This window comes from Streptomyces sp. NPDC050211 (assembly GCF_040656035.1).
In the GTDB taxonomy this organism is placed as follows: Bacteria; Actinomycetota; Actinomycetes; order Streptomycetales; family Streptomycetaceae; genus Streptomyces.
In genome coordinates this window covers 81,369-95,824 of record NZ_JBFALC010000037.1, presented here as the reverse complement: position 1 = coordinate 95,824, position 14,456 = coordinate 81,369, and the positions used below count along the sequence as shown (strand labels likewise).

The 14,456-nt window shown below is 72.2% G+C and carries 11 protein-coding genes and 1 pseudogene; 5 read left to right on the top strand and 7 right to left on the bottom strand.

Features of this window, described 5'->3' with window-relative positions; translation table 11 throughout:
* Positions 1–21: 21 nt before the first annotated feature.
* From AB0I98_RS30790 to AB0I98_RS30775, 4 genes and pseudogenes are all read right to left on the bottom strand, one after another.
* Positions 22–3,192: pseudogene (locus AB0I98_RS30790) on the bottom strand (hypothetical protein); the annotation flags it as partial.
* 36 nt (positions 3,193–3,228) lie between these two features.
* A complete protein-coding gene (locus tag AB0I98_RS30785; RefSeq protein WP_362947728.1) occupies positions 3,229–4,110 on the bottom strand; it encodes a hypothetical protein in 882 nt (293 codons plus the stop codon).
* A gap of 127 nt (positions 4,111–4,237) precedes the next feature.
* Positions 4,238–5,764, bottom strand: a complete 1,527-nt coding sequence (locus AB0I98_RS30780) for a hypothetical protein (protein WP_362947726.1) — start codon at positions 5,762–5,764, stop codon at positions 4,238–4,240.
* 111 nt (positions 5,765–5,875) lie between these two features.
* Positions 5,876–6,571, bottom strand: a complete 696-nt coding sequence (locus AB0I98_RS30775; protein ID WP_362947724.1) for a GntR family transcriptional regulator — start codon at positions 6,569–6,571, stop codon at positions 5,876–5,878.
* Positions 6,572–6,747: 176 nt separating this feature from the next.
* Between AB0I98_RS30775 and AB0I98_RS30770 the strand changes: the two genes are divergently transcribed.
* From AB0I98_RS30770 to AB0I98_RS30750, 5 genes are read left to right on the top strand one after another with little or no spacing between them, the layout of a single operon-like run.
* Complete coding sequence (locus AB0I98_RS30770) at positions 6,748–8,049, top strand: MFS transporter (protein WP_362947722.1); 1,302 nt, start codon at positions 6,748–6,750, stop codon at positions 8,047–8,049.
* Entirely contained in the window at positions 8,046–8,867 is an 822-nt protein-coding gene (locus tag AB0I98_RS30765; RefSeq protein ID WP_362947720.1) for a putative hydro-lyase, read from the top strand. The genes AB0I98_RS30770 and AB0I98_RS30765 overlap by 4 nt, the downstream gene beginning before the upstream one ends.
* Before the next feature lie 52 nt (positions 8,868–8,919).
* Positions 8,920–9,678, top strand: coding sequence for a 5-oxoprolinase subunit PxpA (locus AB0I98_RS30760; protein ID WP_362947718.1), 759 nt, complete (start codon positions 8,920–8,922; stop codon positions 9,676–9,678).
* The gene (pxpB, locus tag AB0I98_RS30755) at positions 9,675–10,292 is read left to right on the top strand and encodes a 5-oxoprolinase subunit PxpB (protein WP_362947716.1); all 618 of its coding nucleotides are present in this window, start codon (positions 9,675–9,677) and stop codon (positions 10,290–10,292) included. Before AB0I98_RS30760 ends, pxpB begins: the two co-directional genes overlap by 4 nt.
* On the top strand, positions 10,289–11,158 hold the full coding sequence (locus tag AB0I98_RS30750; protein WP_362947715.1) for a biotin-dependent carboxyltransferase family protein: 870 nt from the start codon (positions 10,289–10,291) through the stop codon (positions 11,156–11,158). Before pxpB ends, AB0I98_RS30750 begins: the two co-directional genes overlap by 4 nt.
* 117 nt (positions 11,159–11,275) lie before the next feature.
* Here AB0I98_RS30750 and AB0I98_RS30745 read toward each other — a convergent pair whose 3' ends face one another.
* From AB0I98_RS30745 to AB0I98_RS30735, 3 genes are read right to left on the bottom strand one after another with little or no spacing between them, the layout of a single operon-like run.
* Positions 11,276–12,136: an SGNH/GDSL hydrolase family protein gene (locus tag AB0I98_RS30745; RefSeq protein ID WP_362947713.1), complete on the bottom strand. Its 861-nt coding sequence runs from the start codon at positions 12,134–12,136 to the stop codon at positions 11,276–11,278.
* The gene (locus AB0I98_RS30740) at positions 12,133–13,299 is read right to left on the bottom strand and encodes a glycosyltransferase (RefSeq protein WP_362947711.1); all 1,167 of its coding nucleotides are present in this window, start codon (positions 13,297–13,299) and stop codon (positions 12,133–12,135) included. Before AB0I98_RS30740 ends, AB0I98_RS30745 begins: the two co-directional genes overlap by 4 nt.
* Complete coding sequence (locus AB0I98_RS30735) at positions 13,296–14,426, bottom strand: glycosyltransferase family 1 protein (RefSeq protein ID WP_362947709.1); 1,131 nt, start codon at positions 14,424–14,426, stop codon at positions 13,296–13,298. Before AB0I98_RS30735 ends, AB0I98_RS30740 begins: the two co-directional genes overlap by 4 nt.
* Positions 14,427–14,456 lie beyond the last annotated feature (30 nt).

The window sequence follows — 14,456 nt, the reverse complement described above, 5'->3', positions numbered from 1 at the left end:
CATACTCTACGCTCGTCCGATCTGGTCCTCGTCGGCGGCGCGGGCGCGCTGCGGGGAGTCCTGGCGGGGGTCCACATACTCGGATGCCTCGTCGGCGAGTTCGCGCAGTTTCACCTGCCAGCCGGACCGTTCACGCAGCCGGAAGGCGAGCCCGGCAAGGGCGTCGGCGGAGCGGCGGGCGCGCTGGGCGGCCTCCTGCCGCTCGTCCCGTACCTGCGCGGCCTCGGCGGCGGCTTCGTCGGCCTCCGCCCGGACGGTGCGCGCCTCGGCCAGCTCGGCCTCGGCCTCCTCGGCGAACGCGCGCGTCTCCCGGGCCGCCTCCGCCAGCTCGACCAGCCGTCCGGCCGGGCAGCCGGTACGCCAGGACGCCAGGCGCGCGGTCAGTTCCCGGTCCTTGCCGAGCCGTGCCGCGAGCGTCCGGATCTCCTCGTCCCGCTCGGTCGCCCGCGCCCGCAGCGCCTGCCGTTCCTCATCGGCGGCGTGCTCGTCGTGCATGGCCGGATTCGGCGGTACGAGGAAGACGTCGCCGCTGCTCGCGTCGGGCGCCGGAGTCGGGGCGAGCAGGGCGGCCGCCGTACCGACCGCGACGGCGGACCGCGGCAGCAGCGCCGCCTCGCTCAGCGCCTCGCGGGCACGCGCGTGCGTGGCGGGGTCGGTGATGACCACGCCGTCGACCAGCTCCGGCCGGGCAGCCAGCACGCGTGCGTGATCGGCGGGATCCACAGCCTGCGCGAGATACCGCCATCCGGGCAGCGCCGGGATGCCGTGCTCGCCGAGGAACTCCACGGTGGCCAGCACGTCGGGCCCGGGCGGCAGCAGCCCTCCGTCACCGAGCGCACCCAGGATCCGGGCGTCGTCGGCGGCAGCGGTCCGCAGCTCGAACAGCTGCCGCTCGGCGGAGGAGACGGCGGCGTCGAGGAGCTGGCGGAGGTCGTCGGCGCAGCGGTCGAGCTCCTCGGGGGTGAGGAGGCCTTGGGTGAGGGGGCGCGGGGTCGTCAGCCCGGCAATGGGGGTCGTCGGCCCGACATGGGAGCGCGGGCCGGCGTCATCGCCGTTCGCAGGCTTCGTGTCTCCGGCAGACGCGCCACCTCCGGCTTCGACGGACGGGTCGCCTCCGGCGCGCGTATCCCCGCCACCGTCCGCCCCGCCACCACGACCACGGCCAGCCGCACCACTCGCGGCCGAGGAAGCCCCTCCGTCGCCTGCCGCACCACCGGCACCTCCACCGGACGCACCACTCCCGGCCTGCACGGACCCGCCACGCCCAGCCGCGCCGGAGCCCACACGCCCAGCCGCATCATCTGCCCCCGTCCGGGGCCCCGGCACCGTACCCCCCGCCCCGGAGACACCCGTCAGGCTCAGCAGCTCCGCCAGGCGCTCCTCCGCCGCGAGACCCTCGGCGAGGCGGCGTTCCGCCTCGTACGACCGTTCCGCGGCCGTTGCCGCGTCCGCCGCGCGGGCCGCCGTGAGTTCCGCGCGAGACTCGGCCGAGGCCGCTTCCCGGGCGTGCTCGGTGGCCCGGTGGGATGCCTCGCGCGCGGTGTCCCAGGCGGCGACCGCCGTCTTCTCGGCGTCGCTGGCGGCGAGCGCGGCACGCGCGGGATCGGCGTCGGGCGCGCTGTCGTCGAGCCAGCCTGCCCGCACCGCCTCCGCGGTCTCCTGCTCGACCTCGGACAGCCGCTGTCGCAGATGCCCGGCCTCGCTGCGAGCGCGCTGGGCCTCCGTGGCGGCGGAGGTGGAGTCCCGGTAGGCGGACTCGCTGACCTCCTGGAGCGCAGCGGACCGCTCCTCCCCTTCGTTGGCCAGGGCTTCGGCGCCGTCCGCGGCCGCGTGCAGAGCTCGTACGAGATCGACGGCGGCCTTGGCGCGCGCAGCGAGCGCCGGGGCCGCGTCACGCTCGGCCTCCTGGATGGCGGCGGCGACCCGGGCGACCCGGTCGGCGGCGGCGCGGTGCCGAAGCACCGCCTCGGCGGCCTGCCAGGCGGAGTGCAGAGTGCGCGCGTCGGCAAGCTCCCGCTTCTGCGCGGCGGCCGACTTCTCGGCGCCGGCGAGCGCCAACGAGACGTGCCGGTAGGCGAGTTCGGCGGCGATCAGCGCGCTGCGCTCCCGCGCACTCTCGGCGTGCGTGACGGCGTGCGCGGCGCCTGTGACCCGCTGGGCGAGATCGGCGGCGCGCACCCGCTCCTGCGCGCCACGCGCGGACAGCCGCCGGGCCAGCGTCCGGGTCCGCCGCTCGGCACCGGCATGGATGTCACGCGCGCGTGCCCGCGCCTCGGCGGCCTCGACGATCCGCCCGAGCAGGTCGACCGACCCGGCGGTGAAGTCGCGTTCGGCGATCAGCTCGGCACGCCGCCCGAGCTTGTTGCCGAAACCGCCGACCAGGTCGGCGAGACCGTCGGTGTCCCGCGTATCGGTCACCGCCCGCAGCAGCAGGTCAGTGAAATCGGAGTCCTTCTTGACCGCGAAGAGGCCGGCCGCCTCGCCCTCGTCGGCGTTCATCTCCCGCTGGTAGCGGAAGAGTTCGGGGTCGAGACCGAGGTCGCCGAGGTGCTCGATCCACCGGTCGTGGATCTCCTCCCAGTGCACCTCCAGATGCGGATACGCCTTCCCGGCCTCGGTAAGGGCGTCCCGGAAGCCCTTCATGGTGCGCCGCCGCCCCTGCGCCCCGGACGCGCCCTCGACGGACGGCCGTACGGCGGTGGACTCGGCGACCGGCAGATTGTCCAGGCTCAGCCCGGGCCCCGGCCGGAACGAGTACCAGGCCTCGGCGAACTTCCGCGGATCGTTCGAAACCTGCCGCCCGCGCCACTCGCTCACCTTGCCTACGACGACGCACTCGCCCGTCAGCACGTGCTGCCACTCCAGCGCCACATGCCCGCAGTCGTCGGCGAGCAGGAACTTGCGCAGCACACCGGAGCTGGCGCCGCCCAGCGTGTTCCGGTGACCCGGCAGCATCACCGAGAAGATCAGCTTGAGCAGGACGGACTTGCCGCCGCCGTTCTCCAGGAAGAGCACACCGGCCGGCGCGGGCCGGCGCGGCGGGCCGATGGGCTCCTCTTCGAAGAACTCCGCCTGCGTGGGCGCGGGGTCGGGCACGGGCTCGCCGACTCCCCGCAGGTCAAGCACGGTGTCGGCATAGCGCGCACCGGCCGGACCGATGGAGTAGAGGCGGACCCGGGACAGCTCGTACATGGCGGACTCTCGTAGTTGTGAAGGCAGTCGATGCGGTCAGGAGTGGAACGGCAGCCCGGCGTCGGCCACCAGCTCCAGGTCGTCGGACTCCTCGGCGGGCAGCAGCGTCGGCGTCCCGTCGGTGACCGGCACGACGCCCAGTTCCAGCAGCTCGGCCATGGCCGCACTGCCCGCCATGTCACGCACCTGGAGCTGATACCGGGCCGTCGTCCGATACGTCCCGCCGTTGTCGTCGCCCGTGCGCTGCAGAAACCCGGAGTCGGTCAGGAAGGCGACGGCCTTGCCGATGATGCCGGTCGTCGAACCGGCCAGTCTCCGCGCGTCCTTGGTGGCACCGGTCGCACTTCGTCTCACCCAGATCCGCCAGGCCGCCTCAAGGCCGGGCGCGTCCGTGGCCGGATCGGTGTTCTCCCCCCGCACCTCGGCCCGCTCCTCCAGCCGCCGACAGGCCTGCCGCACAAAGGCATCGACCCCATTGACCGTGATCCGCCCGATGTACCCGTCATCAGCAAGGTCCTCGGGCCGCGGAAACGCCATCGCGGCAACGGCAAGATGCGCCAACCCATGCAAGAACCGGTCCCCGGAGTCGGCGGCAGTCCGGCGGGCGTAATCACCCATGCGCACGGCGAACACCGAGTCCTCGGCAGCGGTAACGGCCATCCCCGCGCGCGGAGACACCTCCAGCACGACGAGGCCAAGCCCGGTGGCAACGGCATCAGCAAGCCGCGCGAACGGCGGATCCTCTCGGTACCGCCGCAGCAACTCGGCATACTCCTGATCCCGCGCAGGCTGCAGTTTCGGCTGCAACCCAAAGGCAACGAGCCGAGCAGCATCGGCGGCATCGGCAGGCGTGACGGCGGGCGCCACCGGCGCGGAGGCGGCCACCTCCGGCTCACTCCAGTCGACGTGCTCGGTCACGGTCGAAACTCCTCGGGCATCTGACAAACAGGCGGCAGAACAAGGCTTTTAGGGGCGCGGGGCTGTGACATATGCGGCTCCGCCGCGTGGGCGCGACCAGCCACACACAACCCGCAGACGGCAGACATCACGCAGCCTCACTCCGATCCGCCGCCATCCCCACCGCATCCAACAAAGCCGTCCCGACAATCAAGTCCGCCCCACCGAACTCCGGATCATCCAGCTCAGCCCCGTCATCCACGGCAAACAGCAACTTCTCCTCCCCCTGCCGATACGCCGTACCAACAGGCGGACTGGCCGCATGAACCGCCAGCAACGCCACGAGATACGGCAGCTCAGGATCAAGTCGCCGCGCATCCGACAGCAACCCCGACAACCGCCTGGGCGCATCCGCAGGCAGATCCAGCAGCTCCATCGCCACAGCCAGCTGCTCCTCACTGAACCGACTGTCATCCGGCGTGGCAATGAGATCCGGCTCAGGCATCTCCGCACCGAGATGCTCCCGCTCCACCGGCGGAGTCAGCAGTATGTCCACCAGGTCCCCCACCCGAACGGACACCGGAGTACGCAACCCGGTCCCGCGAGCGAAGAACGCGTCCGTGACCCGAACCGCCCGCTCCAGCTCCAACGGCAGCACCGGCGCGACAAGATGCCCGTACAGATCGATCCCCGACGACGTCATCGGCGTAGCGAACGCCTGCCGGTCCTGCTCCGCCCGGAACAGCGGCCCGGCCTCCAGCAGTCGCGACTGCAACTGCGTATGCCGTCGAATGCAGTCCTTCACGATGTCGACCAACTCGGCCGCACGCCGCTTGTGTTCGGGATCCTCTGACTCGTCCCGCGCCTTGCGGATGTTCGTGAGGATCGCGTTCTCGTGCCGATAGCGGTCGGCGACATGCTCAAGGGCCTCGGCGATCATGTCGGGTACGGCGCTCAGCCAGTCGACGGCCCGCACATTGCGCCGGGTGGCATCCAGCGCCCGCCGCAGCGTCTCGGAGTACTGCACGGTCCGATACCGGGCCTGCTCGGCGGCGAGCTGTGCGTCCGCGAGGCGCCCCCGGTTGATCAGCACCTCCAGCTTGACCTCGGCGGCGATCTGGGCGCTGGTGACGTCGGTGTCGAGGGCGCCGACCAGCACATTGACCGCTTCGTCCGTCGTACGGAGATAGACGCTGCCGCCGGGCCCGGGCACCTCCTCGATCAGCTTGAAGTCGTAGTCCCGCCGGACATACGTACCGTCCGGCGCGAAGGTGCCGTAAACCGCGCGAAAGCCGCGATCGACGCTGCCGACGTTGATCAGGTTCTCCAGCACCCACCGGGCCACCCGCTCATGCTCGACGACGGGCCGCTGCGGGGCCTGCGCGGCGATACGCGGGATGAGCCGGGCGACGATCTGGTCGTGGTCGGCGCCGGTGTCGAAGTCCATGTTCAGCGTGACGAGGTCGATGGCGGAGAGGGCGACCTCGGCCATGCCGTACACCGAGTACTCACCCGCGAGGTTGGCCTTGCGGGCATCCAGGTCGTGCAGCGGCGCGGTGCAGGCGAGCGCGCGCAGCCGCCGCGCCAGTCCCTCGTCGGCGGCCGGGCCCAGAGCTGGGCGCGGCCCCGCGGTGAACTGGGGCGGAACACGGTCCGTCGATGCAGGCGAAGTCACGGTGCACAGACTAAGTCCTCGGTCTGACAACGCCCCAAACGACTCAGATGCGCCCCGGCGTCACGGTTGTCACACCCCCAGGACCTGCTAGCTGTCACATCCCCGGACCTGCTATCCGTCCTCGCCCACCCGCCGCAGATACACCTCGACCACCCGCTCCAGCGAGTCGTCGAGATAGACGGCGAGCAGCTTCTCGGCCTCGACCGGCTCGCCCGCCTGCAGCGCCTGGAGGATCTGCAGATTGCGCGCCAGATACGGCTCATGCAGCCGCCTCGGGTCGTCCACGACATGGAACGCCAGCCGCAGCTCGGCGAAGACGCTCCGCATCAGCTCGTCGGTGCGCTCGCTGCCGGCGAGCGAGACCAGCTCCCGGTGGAAGTGGATGTTGGCCGTACCCAACCCTTTCCAGTCACCTTCGCGCGCCGCCCGCTGCCCCTCGGCGACGGCCTCCGCGAGCCCGTCCAGCGCGTACGGCGGTTCGCCGAGCCCTCGGACGACGGCGCACTCGACGAGACCCCGAGTGCGGTAGATGTCCTCGACGTCCTCGACGGTCAGCACCCGGACGAAGACGCCCCGGTTCAGCTCGTGGACGAGCAGCCGTTCATGGGTGAGCAGCCGGAACGCCTCGCGCAGCGTGTTGCGGGAGACGCCGAGCGCGCCGCCGATGCTGTCCTCCGACAGCCGCGTCCCGGGCGGGAAATAGCCCTCGGCGATCCGGCTCCTGAGGATGTCCGAGACCCGTTCGGCGGTGCTGGTGCGCCCCAGGAGGGCGCGGTCGTCGGCCAGTCCCGACAGTTGCTCTGCCATGCCCGGAATTCAACCGCAGACACAAGAACGAAACAACATGGGTATTGAGGGATCGTTGAACAATCCTCTACGTTGCTACGAATGGCGCCGCCGTCCCGCTCACGACGGCGCCGATGGCTTCCGCACGGCCTGGCTCAGTCCTCACGCACCCTCCGTCCTCCCTCTGCGAGGTGCCCATGAGCACGACCCCTCCACCGCAGGCCCTGACCAGCGACACCCACCCGGCCACAGCTGAACCCACCGCCGACGACGGCGCGTTGGGCTGGCTGCGCGCCCTGGGTCCGCGCGGCCGCCGCGCCTTCGCCGGCGCGTTCGGCGGCTATGCCCTCGACTCCTACGACTACTTCACACTGCCGCTGAGCATGGTCGCGCTGGCCGCGTACTTCGGCCTGAACAGCGGTCAGACCGGCCTGTTCACCACCGTGACGCTGCTGGCGTCCGGCATCGGCGGCGCCCTCGCGGGCGTGATGGCCGACCGGTTCGGCCGGGTCAGGGCACTGATGATCACGGTGATCACCTACGCGGTCTTCACCGTCGCCTGCGGCTTTGCCCCCAACTTCGAGTCCCTACTGGTCTTCCGCGCCCTCCAGGGCCTCGGCTTCGGCGGCGAGTGGGCGGTCGGCGCGATCCTGGTCGCCGAGTACGCGAGCGCCAAGCACCGGGGCCGTACGCTCGGCGCGATCCAGAGCTCCTGGGCGGTCGGCTGGGCGCTGGCCGCGATCATGTACACGCTGGTGTTCTCCGTCCTGGACGACGATCTGGCCTGGCGCGTGATGTTCTGGACCGGAGCGCTGCCCGCGCTGCTCGTCGTCTGGATGCGGCGCCGGGTGCAGGACGCGCCCGAGGCGATAGCGGTGCGGCAGAAGAGCGCGGGCAAGGGCTCCTTCAAGGCGATCTTCAAGCCCGGTCTGCTCCGCACCACGATCTTCGCGATGCTGCTGTCCACCGGCGTCCAGGGCGGCTACTACACGCTGGCCACCTGGGTGCCGACGTACCTGAAGACCGATCGCGGCCTGTCGGTCGTCAACACCGGCGGCTATCTGACGTTCCTGATCTCCGGCGCCTTCCTCGGCTATCTGACCGGCGGTTACCTCACCGACCGGCTCGGCCGTCGGCGCAACATCTGGCTCTTCGCGCTGCTGTCCGCGGTCTGCATCGTGGCGTACGGGAACATCCCGAGCGGCGCCAACACCCTGCTCCTGGTGCTCGGTTTCCCGCTCGGCTTCTGTATGTCGGCGATCTTCAGCGGCTTCGGTTCCTTCCTGAGCGAGCTGTACCCGACCGCGGTGCGCGGCGCCGGACAGGGCTTCACCTACAACGCCGGTCGCGCCGTGGGCGCCGTCTTCCCCACGACCGTCGGTTTCCTGGCCGACAGTTGGGGCGTGGGCGGAGCGCTGGTCTTCGGGGCGATCGGATACGGGGTGGCCGCGCTGGCGCTGCTCGGGCTGCCCGAGACGCGCGGGAAGGAGCTGGAGTGAACCGCACGGAAGACCGCCCCTTGGCCCTTGTCGACGGGCACGCGCACGCGTGGAGCCCGAACAACGCCCGCACCCGTTTCCGCGCGGGTCTGACGGGCCCCACCGCCGGGGTCGCCGCGGGGCACACGCAGGCCAATCTGATCGCGGTGCCCGCGGACTGGGCGTACGACCTGGTGGTGTTCTGCCAGCGCAACCCCAAGCCGTGTCCGGTGCTCGACATCACGGATGCCGGTTCCTTCACGACCGTCCTCGCGGACGGCGCCGATCTGCGCACCGATCTGCCGCGCTACCGGGTGTGGGAGAACGGCGAGTTGGTGGACGAGCCGACGGATGTGCGCGGGCACTGGCGGGACGATCTGGTGTCGGTCCTGATCGGCTGCAGCTTCACCTTCGAGTGGGCGCTGGCCGAGGCGGGGGTCCCGATCCGCCACCTCGAACAGGGCCGCAACGTCCCGATGTACACGACCGGCCGTCAGTGCCGTCCGGCGGGGCGGCTGCACGGCCCGCTGGTGGTGTCCATGCGCCCGGTACCACCGGAACACCTGGCGGCGGCGATCCGGGAGAGCAGTCTGCTCCCGGCGGTGCACGGCAGCCCCGTGCACTGCGGCGATCCGTCGGGGCTCGGCATCGGCGACCTCGCCCGTCCCGACTTCGGTGATCCGGTGGACATCGCCCCTGACGACATCCCGGTGTTCTGGGCCTGCGGTGTGACTCCGCAGGCCGCCGTGATGGCGTCGCGACCGCCGTTCGCCATCACCCACGCACCGGGGCAGATGTTCCTCACCGACGCCCGCGACGAGCAGTTCCGAGTGGGATGAACAACGGCATGAGCACTGGCACGAACAGCGGTATGAACACCAGAGGGGACCGATGACCGCGATCGATCTGAACGCCGACCTCGGCGAGGGCTTCGGCCGTTGGCGGCTCACCGACGACGAGCAGTTGCTGTCCGTCGTCACCAGCGCCAACGTGGCCTGCGGCTTCCACGCCGGGGACGCGGTCACCATGCGGCGCGTGTGCGAGCTGGCGGCCGAGCGCAGGGTACGGATCGGGGCACAGGTCGCCTACCGGGATCTGGCGGGGTTCGGGCGGCGCGCGATGGACGTGCCGCCCGCCGAGCTGGCGGCCGAAGTGGCGTACCAGATCGGCGCCCTGGAGGTGTTCGCGCGCGCGGCGGGCACACGCGTGTCGTACGTCAAGCCGCACGGCGCGCTCTACAACCGCGTCGTGCACGACGAGGAGCAGGCCGGCGCGGTCGTCGACGGCGTGCTCCTCGCGGACGCCTCGCTGCCCGTGCTCGGGCTGCCCGGCTCCCGACTGCTGGTGCTGGCCGGGAAGGCCGGACTCCCGGCCGTCACGGAGGCCTTCGCGGACCGCGCGTACACCGACGAGGGCACGCTCGTCCCGCGCGGGCAGGACGGCGCCGTGGTCACCGACCCGGACACCGTCGTGGAGCGCTCGGTGGGGCTGGCCCGCTTCGGCGTCGTCACGTCCCACTCCGGGTCGCGGATCGACGTACGGGCCCAGTCCTTGTGCCTGCACGGCGACACCCCTGGCGCGGTGGAGCTGGCCCGCCGGGTCCGGGAGAGACTCCAGGAGTCCGGTGTCCGGGTGGAGGCCTTCGTATGAGGGTGCTGCCTGTCGGTGACGGCGCCCTGCTCGTCGAGGTCGCTTCCGGGGACGAGGCGCAGGCCCTGCACGCGGAGCTGCTGCGGCGCCGCGCGGAGGGCTCGCTCTCCGTCGGCGAGATCGTCCCCGCCGCCCGTACGGTCCTCCTCGACGGCCTCGCCGACCCGGCCCGGCTGGCCGCCGAACTGACCGCCACCGAAGTACCGCCCGCTCCCCCACGCGCGCGTGACGTGATCGAGCTCCCGGTGCGCTACGACGGTCCGGACCTGGCCGACGTGGCGGCGCACTGGGGTGTGCCCGAGCGGGAGGTGGCCCGTATCCACGCGGAGACCGAATTCCGCGTCGCCTTCTGCGGTTTCGCGCCCGGCTTCGGCTACCTGTCCGGTCTGCCGGAGCGTTACGACGTCCCACGCCGGGCCACGCCACGCACTGCCGTCCCCGCCGGTGCGGTGGGCCTCGCGGGCCCCTACACCGGCGTCTACCCGCGCTCATCGCCCGGTGGCTGGCAGTTGATCGGCACTACGGACGCCGTGCTGTGGGACCACGCGCGCGTGCCGGCCGCGCTGCTGTCACCGGGCACGCCCGTCCGTTTCGTTCCGGTGGGGCCCTCATGACGGACCGCGCGCTCGTCGTCGTACGGGCCGGCGCCCTGACCACCGTGCAGGACCGCGGACGTCCCGGGCACGCCCACCTCGGCGTGCCTCGCTCCGGCGCCCTGGACGGGCCCGCGGCGGCCCTCGTCAACCGCCTCGTCGGCAATCCCCCCGAGGCCGCCGTCCTGGAAACCACCCTCAACGGCTGCGCCGTCCGCCCTCGTTCGACGGTCACCGCGGCGGTCGGGGGCGCCCCCTGCCCCGTCACCGTGGACGGCCGCCCCGTCGCCTGGGGCGCACCGGTACGCATTCCGGCAGGGTCGGTGCTGGACATCGGCTCCGCCGTCTCCGGCGTACGCAGCTACCTCGCCGTCGCCGGCGGCATCACCGTCGACCCCGTGCTCGGCAGCCGCTCCACCGACCTGCTCTCCGGCCTCGGCCCACCACCGCTCACGGACGGCACGGTGCTGCCCCTGGGGCACCCCGTCGCACCGCACGCGCGCGTGGACGCGGCCCCGCACCCGGCTCCCCCAGCCGAACTGATCCTGCACGTCACCCTCGGCCCGCGCGACGACTGGTTCACCCAGGACGCGATCCGCACCTTCACCTCACGCCTGTACCGCGTCTCCACCTCCAGCAACCGCATCGCCCTACGCACCGAGGGCCCCGCCCTGGAGCGAGCCCTCCCCGGCGAACTCCCCAGCGAGGGAATGGTGCTGGGCGCGGTCCAAGTACCCCCGGACGGCCACCCAGTGATCTTCCTGGCCGACCACCCGACCACCGGGGGCTACCCAGTGATAGCGGTAGTCCGCACCCCCGACCTCCCACCCGCCGCCCAGGCAGCCCCCGGAACCCCGGTCCGCTTCGTCCCCGTACGCCGCCACTGACCCCCTGCGGTCGGGGCCTTACAAACGCCAGGGGCGAACCGCGCCCCGTCAGGGGCGCGGGGAACTGCGCGACCAGCCACAACGAACCCGCAGATAACCACGGCCGAACCAGCGGAGCTAAGCCGCATCCGGCTCCGGCTGCTGGTCCAACTCCATCGACAGCGCAGCCAGCGCAGCGGACACCGCATGTGCCGCCCGCAGATCGAGCTTCGCACTCGTCCCGCGCACACGGTGCCGCATCTCATCGACGGCCAGCGTCAACAGGTTGGGCAACAGATCGGTGCACCGCCGGATCACCCAAGCCGTACCCGCCGTGGCCAGCCACAGCAGGCTCGCCGACTTGGTGGGCGGCGCGAACTCCGGCACGGGCGAGGGCGCGAATCCCTTCGCGACCCCCCTCTCGGCCAGCAGCCCGTGGAACCGCAGTGCCAGCTCCCGGTGCCCCCGCTCGCTGGGGTGCAGCCGGTCCGCGCTCCAGATCGCCCGGTCCTGGGCCCACTCCTCCTCGGCGGCATGCAGATGCACCGCGCCGTACCGCTCGGACAGCGCGTGGACCACCGTGTTGACCGCGCGCTGCCTCCGAGCCAGCGGGCGGGCCAGTGATCCCGGCAGCCTCAGCATCGAACCGGGGTCGGGCAGACAGGCGGTGAGGACGATCGTGCCCTGGGCGGCGAAGGCCGCGTACACCTTGTCGAGCCGTTCGGCCACGGCGTGTATGTCGAAGGTGTAGCGCAGCGTGTCGTTCACGCCGATGACGACGGACGCCACGTCGGGCCGCAGGTCCAGCGCGGCGGGCAGCTGACGTTCCAGCACATCACGCGTCTGCGCCCCGCTCACGGCGAGGTTGGTGAACTGCGCGGGCTCCACACTGAGCCCGTCGGCGAGCAGCGCTGCCCAGCCGCGCCAGACCTTCCCGACGGGATCGCCCACCCCTTCGGTGAGCGAATCCCCGAGGGAGACGAAACGCAGCGGTCTCATGTCACACGCTCCGGCACGACCCGGTGCGCCTGTCCTGTCACCACCGCGTCGTGCGCGGCGAGGAACGATTCGACCGCCGCGCCCCATCCGAAACACTCGGCACGCGCGCGTGCGGCCTCCCGGCGGTCCGCCTCGGACCGCTCCAGCAGCATGTCAACGGCGTCCGCGAAGGCCGCTCCGCGGTCCGCGGCGGTGGCCCCGGCGGAGCCGATCACCTCCGGCAGCGCCGACGAGGCGCTGGCCACCACGGGCGTGCCGCAGGCCATCGCCTCCAGCGCGGCCAGTCCGAACGTCTCGGCGGGCCCGGGCGCCAGGCACACATCCGCGGACGCCTGGAGCGCGCCCAACGCGCCCTTGTCGTTGAGGTGCCCCAGGAAGGTGACCGGAAGCGAACGCTCCCGCGCCCGCTGCTCGAGACGCTCCCGCAAAGGACCGTCACCGGCCACCACCAGCCGGACCCGGCGCCCGCGCCGGACCAGCTCGGCGACGGCGTCGATCGCGGTGCTGGGCCGCTTCTCCACCGACAGCCGGGAGCACATCACCAGCAGAATCTCGTCCACGCGCGCGTACTCCTCGCGCAGACCCGCATCCCGCAGTGCGGGGTGCCGTTCCATCACATCGACGCCCAGCGGGGCCCGTACGACATTGCGTGCCCCGATCCGCACGAACTCCCGCTCGGCGAACTCGGTGGTGCACACGACCCGCGAGTAGGTGTGCGCCGTACGGACGTTGAGGGCGTCGGCGGTCCGCCGGGACATGTTCTCCGACAGACCCCAGGTGCGCAGCACGCCGTCGGCGGTCTCGTGGGAGACCATCACGGCGGGGACCCGGGCGCGTCGCGCCCACTTGCCGGTCCAGCGCAGGGTCGTACGGTCGGAGACCTCCAGGCGGTCGGGGCCCAGCTCCTCCAGGAGCTTGGCCACGCGCCGCTTGTCGATGAGCACGCGGTAGCCGCCGGTGCCGGGCAGCAGCGGCCCGGGCAGGGTGATCACCCGGCCCTGCTCGGTCTCCCGGTCGGAATACCCCTCACCCGGCACGATCAGCACCGGCTCGTGCCCGGCCGCCTTGAACCCCTTGCCGAGCTCGCGCAGGGCGGTGCGCAGACCGCCTGAGGCGGGCGCGACGAAGTTCGCCAGCCGGACGATGCGCAGTGACTCGTTCACGCCGCCACCACCGTCTTGTTCCGTGTCTTCAGCACCTGGGCATAGTGCCCGATGAGCTGGTCTCCGACAGCCGCCCAGGTGCGGCCCTCGACCATGTCGCGCGCGGCGGTGCCGTACGCGGTGCGCAGCGCGGGGTCGGCGGCCAGCTTCTGCACCGCGTCCCGTACGGCGGCCGCGTCACGCGGCGGCACCAGCAGCCCGGTGCGCTCGTGGGCGACCAGGTCCAGCGGACCGCCCGCGGCGGGCGCGATGACGGGCACGCCGCTCGCCATGGCCTCCTGGACGGTCTGGCAGAACGTCTCGAAGGGGCCGGTGTGCGCGAACACGTCGAAGGAGGCGAAGATCCGGGCCAGGTCGTCGCCGGTGCGGCGGCCGAGGAAGACCGCGCCCGGCAGGGCCTCGGCCAGGTTCGGCTGGCTGGGTCCGTCGCCCACGATCACGACGCGGACGCCGGGCAGCTTGCAGGCACCGGCGAGCAGTTCGATGTGCTTCTCGGGGGCGAGCCGCCCGACGTAGCCGACGATCAGCTCGCCGTTCGGCGCGAGTTCCCGGCGCAGTGCCTCGTCCCGGAGGTCGGGGCGGAAGCGGACGGTGTCCACGCCGCGCGGCCACAGCTTCACCCGGGGCACGCTGTGCGCCTCCAGGTCGCGCAGGGACACGCTGGACGGCGCGAGGGTCAGGTCGGCGGCGGAGTGGACGGAGCGGATACGTCGCCAGGCCGCGGCCTCGCCGGCACCGACGTAGGTGCGGGCGTAGCCGGCCAGGTCGGTCTGGTAGATGGCCACGGCGGGGATGCCGAGCCGGGCGGCGGCGGCCATGCCGCGGACGCCGAGGATGAAGGGGCTGGCCAGGTGGACGATGTCCGCGCGGTGCTCGATGAGCGCGGCGGCGAGGCGTCGGCTGGGGAGAGCGACGCGCACCTGGGGGTAGCCGGGGAGCGGTAGGGAGGGGACGTGGACAACGGGGCACGGCGCGAGGCCGGCCGCCTTGTTCCCGGGAGCGGGAGCGGGAGCGACGACGAGTGGAGCGTGACCGCGATCGACGAGGTGTCGGGCGGTCTGGAGCGCGCAGTGGGCCACGCCGTTCACGTCGGGGGGAAAGGATTCGGTCACGATGACGACACGCATACGGGTGTTGTCGCCGTACTGGACGTGGCC

Bases quoted from the DNA above. Each gene is read 5' to 3' on its own strand.
- AB0I98_RS30775 (WP_362947724.1), bottom strand. From the start codon at position 6,571: ATGGCAGAGCAACTGTCGGGACTGGCCGACGACCGCGCCCTCCTGGGG.
- AB0I98_RS30770 (WP_362947722.1), top strand. From the start codon at position 6,748: ATGAGCACGACCCCTCCACCGCAGGCCCTGACCAGCGACACCCACCCG.
- AB0I98_RS30760 (WP_362947718.1), top strand. From the start codon at position 8,920: ATGACCGCGATCGATCTGAACGCCGACCTCGGCGAGGGCTTCGGCCGT.
- pxpB (WP_362947716.1), top strand. From the start codon at position 9,675: ATGAGGGTGCTGCCTGTCGGTGACGGCGCCCTGCTCGTCGAGGTCGCT.
- AB0I98_RS30750 (WP_362947715.1), top strand. From the start codon at position 10,289: ATGACGGACCGCGCGCTCGTCGTCGTACGGGCCGGCGCCCTGACCACC.
- AB0I98_RS30745 (WP_362947713.1), bottom strand. From the start codon at position 12,136: ATGAGACCGCTGCGTTTCGTCTCCCTCGGGGATTCGCTCACCGAAGGG.
- AB0I98_RS30735 (WP_362947709.1), bottom strand. From the start codon at position 14,426: ATGCGTGTCGTCATCGTGACCGAATCCTTTCCCCCCGACGTGAACGGC.